Here is a 3,507-nt window from a genome sequence, read left to right as displayed (position 1 = left end):
AAATAATATAAAGACCTCCAATAAGAATTATGACAGATAGTGTGGTTTCCAGAATATCAAATGACACACCTCCAGTTTGATAGTTTTTTTGAAAAAACGAAGTTATTACAGCAGATATCGTATCTATTCCAAATTGAATAGCAAGTAGTAAACTAATAATAAAACCAATTGTTGAAAATTTTTCAAACATTGTTTGTTGAGGTAGGGCGGCAATTAATTCGTCACAATACGTTGGAAGATCCTCCCCAAATACATCATAAGCATTTTTTCCTTCTTTTTGAGATTCAAGAAGGTGGTCTAAAATCTCCAATAATAGTTCTTCTGATTGCCTTTCAGGAACATTTGAACAGCGAATATACACTAACATATTTCCATAAGCTAGTTCATTTTCTTCTGTTAGTAGCTTTCTTTTTTCATTATTCATTTTAGCCATTTCATCTGGTTTCATTTTGTTTTTCCCCTCCTAGTAACCGATTTACAGTTGTTGATACCATATCCCAACTTTCCTTAAATGCCTCTAATTGTTCTAATCCCTTCTTTGTTAAATGATAATACTTACGTTTAGGTCCTAGATTAGAGGTTTTCAAAGTTCCTTCGATTAACTTTTCTTTTTGCATACGCAATAAAAGTGGATAAATACTGCCCTCACTTACGAACGTAAAGCCATATTGATTCAATTTGGTACTTAGTTCATAACCGTATACTTCTTCTTGTGAGATGATATATAAAATACAGCCTTCTAATACACCTTTTAGCATTTGGCTATGCATCGATTCATCTCCTTTCAGTAGGTTGCTATGCAAGTTAGTATGTAGTTAGAGTGTAACATCAGGTAACTTGCTTTGCAAGTCACCTGTTAGTCTTTTAATAAAGAATATGTAAAAAGACAATAAAGCTATTAAATTTTAAAACCTAAAACAAGCATAACCCCGTTCTAAATTTAGGACGGGGTTAAAATATAGTCGTTTAATTTTCGACATAAGATACTTCACTGTACTTAAAAATATAACAATAAAGTCGTTTAAAAATCTAAGTTTTATTCAACAATAGCGCCCGATAATTGAACAAGATAAATTCCAAGGTTTCCCCCATTTATGTATAACAACTTTACTTCTATTATAAATTTAAAGCGTTATGAAGAATGAATACGAATCAACGCTTCCGCCTGATTAATGCTTTCTTTTAAATAAATTGGCGAATTGGGGTGATTTAATATTTCATCAGTAGTTAACCATAATACTTCTTCAACCTCATCGTGACTTTTAGAAAATGCCTCCCCCGATTCATATTCGCAAAGAAAAACAATATCCACAACATTTTCACCTGTATCGGTTACGAATGACGTACTATGTACATAATTTAGCCTGTCTTTTACGCTCACACCGACTTCTTCTAATATTTCTCGCTTTACTGTTCTCTCTAATATGTCTGATGAATTCCCTTCTATATCTACCTTACCTCCCACAAGAGAAAGCCAACCACCAGCATGTTCCTCTTTTTTGCTTCTTTCAATAATAAGCCATTTATCATTTTTCCTTATAGCACCTTCAACATTTACGATAAACATTTTAAAGTACCTCCTATAAATTATCCTTATTAATTTCGGGTATTTCCTATGCTTTGTAGCTTGTTCAAAAGCATAACCAAGTGTTTTTTGCCCTTTTTTATTTTCATATATGTACTCCCTTTCGAAAGCAAACGTATTTCTATATATATTGCTTTTATTATACCGTCTATCGTAGTTTTTAGGATATCGCTCTTTTACGTTTACAATTAAACAGCTTTATTATCACTGCACAGCTTGAATATAAACTAATGCGTGAAACGGCAACACCGATATTACCACAAAAGGCAGAAAAAAATAGCCCTACTTTGGCAGTGGACTTGTTGTTTAGCTATAAGCGCGCTATACGCTATTAGCTATATGCCAGGGGTATTGTATATATTGCATGTACTCAAATCATAATTTTAGATTGCAGCTGTTCCATTACAAAAAGTATTAAACTAACTAGCAAATATGCGATTGTTATATGGGAAATAAGGACAATTCTGAGACTGCATACTTAATAAAACAAGTATGTTTTTTTCTATAAATCTTTCAAAAGAAAAAAAGGCGTAATCCTTGATACATAAGGGATAAGCCTCTTTGCTTACCTCTTGCAATAGTATGTAATGGAAATACCTATATATGATATCACAAATTAATGTTATATTTCCCCAATCAGGATGAATACCACTATCCAACCATCTGTACTTTCCATATAATTGAAATATTCTATGTGTTGAGGTGAAATCATGGATTCTTCTTCGTTTTACACTATTGTAATCATAATTGCTGCGTTAGTCATATGGCGTAGAACTTTGGCAATGTATCGCCCTATTAAAGGAAACGGAACCCGCATTCTCTTACCCATACTATTTTTGTTACTCCCCTGCATTCACATCATCTTAAATCCAAAAGCACATGCCGCTGGCTGGGTATGGATTTGTGCAGCTATCTTTGGATTTCTTTTGTCAATTCCACTTATTTGGACCACTCACTATGAACTCCGATTCGATCAGCATATTTATGCTGTAAGAAACAAGAGCTTTATTATTACCTTTCTCATCGTACTTATTATCCGTTTTTTACTTCGTGATTATTTAAAATGGCTAGGTCCAGAAACAGAAGCAGCACTATTTATGACTGTAGCACTGGGATATATCTTACCTTGGAGAATTATCTCTTTCATCAAATTTCGTCAACTATACAAAAGTCGAATCCAAACTAACAATAACATTGACTTACGATAACACTAATTATGTGAATGGAAAGTACTTTCAGAACTTCTGAGGGGACTTTCCAGGTTTTGCAATACATTGGTTTTATGCTAACAAAAGATGCTTATTTTTTTGAAGAACTATGTTAATTTTGAGGAACAAAGGGACAGATTTACTGCCCCCTATTGTTTACTTATTTTGATTTTTTTTGGGCTCTTAATGCGATTTTTTCAAGTCCATTTTCTCCCGCAAATTCTACATCTGCTTTTGGTACAGCATTTTTATTGTTCTTCAATTGATTATTCTTATTTTTAGCCATTTTTTCACCACCCTTGTAGCTTGATTTAGTTATTCCTTCAAGGATGCCAACTATAATAAATACACTATATACAGATAGCGGAGTTGTGTTTATTCGTCATCAGCACCCACGATTTTAGTTTGCTTTCTTTTTTGTAGCCTATGCGATTTGATTTACTTCTTTAAATAAACTGCCCCATTCGCTCAATAAGAAATTGAATACAAAGCGATTGCACCCAATGGTTTTAACAATTAATATTTTTTGTTCCTTCGTTGGATAGATACGAAATTTATATGCTTTGTTGTAGATTTTGAATAAAGTTTGATGATTTTTGTGATCCTTGCTCAATTAAGGCGCCCGATTATTGAAGTTCGGTTTTAGGCTAATCCACTTCACATATTTACTTAAGGGAGTGCTTTTTAATAGTGTGTTAGAGCACTATATAATAT

5 protein-coding genes and 1 pseudogene are annotated in these 3,507 nt (G+C 33.0%); 1 reads left to right on the top strand and 5 read right to left on the bottom strand.

The genetic code is table 11. The features are described from left to right. The 3 genes from AB3X48_RS19405 to AB3X48_RS19395 form a co-directional block, all read right to left on the bottom strand. The coding region (locus AB3X48_RS19405; protein WP_367959823.1) for a hypothetical protein at nt 1-448 on the bottom strand (448 nt) is incomplete at its 3' end. Then, entirely contained in the window at nt 435-770 is a 336-nt protein-coding gene (locus tag AB3X48_RS19400) for a PadR family transcriptional regulator (RefSeq protein WP_016103706.1), read from the bottom strand. The genes AB3X48_RS19405 and AB3X48_RS19400, both read right to left, overlap by 14 nt. Nucleotides 771-1,132: 362 nt before the next feature. Further along, nucleotides 1,133-1,567: an NUDIX hydrolase gene (locus AB3X48_RS19395; protein ID WP_016103975.1), complete on the bottom strand. Its 435-nt coding sequence runs from the start codon at nt 1,565-1,567 to the stop codon at nt 1,133-1,135. 728 nt (nt 1,568-2,295) lie between these two features. Here AB3X48_RS19395 and AB3X48_RS19390 point away from each other — a divergent pair. Continuing rightward, nucleotides 2,296-2,793 carry a CcdC protein domain-containing protein gene (locus AB3X48_RS19390; RefSeq protein ID WP_002144370.1) on the top strand — a complete coding sequence of 166 codons (498 nt, stop codon included), beginning with the start codon at nt 2,296-2,298 and terminating at the stop codon, nt 2,791-2,793. A 160-nt stretch (nt 2,794-2,953) separates the two neighbouring features. Here AB3X48_RS19390 and AB3X48_RS19385 read toward each other — a convergent pair whose 3' ends face one another. Both AB3X48_RS19385 and AB3X48_RS19380 read right to left on the bottom strand, forming a co-directional pair. Further along, nucleotides 2,954-3,079, bottom strand: coding sequence for a hypothetical protein (locus AB3X48_RS19385; protein ID WP_001107285.1), 126 nt, complete (start codon nt 3,077-3,079; stop codon nt 2,954-2,956). A 159-nt stretch (nt 3,080-3,238) separates the two neighbouring features. Further along, nucleotides 3,239-3,367, bottom strand: a pseudogene (locus tag AB3X48_RS19380) (helix-turn-helix domain-containing protein); the annotation flags it as partial. Between the last annotated feature and the right edge of the window lie 140 nt (nt 3,368-3,507).

It is taken from the genome of Bacillus sp. S4 (assembly GCF_040838205.1).
In the GTDB taxonomy this organism is placed as follows: domain Bacteria; phylum Bacillota; class Bacilli; order Bacillales; family Bacillaceae_G; genus Bacillus_A; species Bacillus_A cereus_U.
The sequence above is the reverse complement of the archived record's forward strand: the minus strand, read 5'-3'. Positions and strand labels throughout refer to the sequence as shown.

What these genes read in the sequence shown, in the direction of transcription:
- AB3X48_RS19385 (WP_001107285.1), bottom strand. Translation starts at nt 3,079, where the DNA reads ATGGCTAAAAATAAGAATAATCAATTGAAGAACAATAAAAATGCTGTA.
- AB3X48_RS19400 (WP_016103706.1), bottom strand. Translation starts at nt 770, where the DNA reads ATGCATAGCCAAATGCTAAAAGGTGTATTAGAAGGCTGTATTTTATAT.
- AB3X48_RS19395 (WP_016103975.1), bottom strand. Translation starts at nt 1,567, where the DNA reads ATGTTTATCGTAAATGTTGAAGGTGCTATAAGGAAAAATGATAAATGG.
- AB3X48_RS19390 (WP_002144370.1), top strand. Translation starts at nt 2,296, where the DNA reads ATGGATTCTTCTTCGTTTTACACTATTGTAATCATAATTGCTGCGTTA.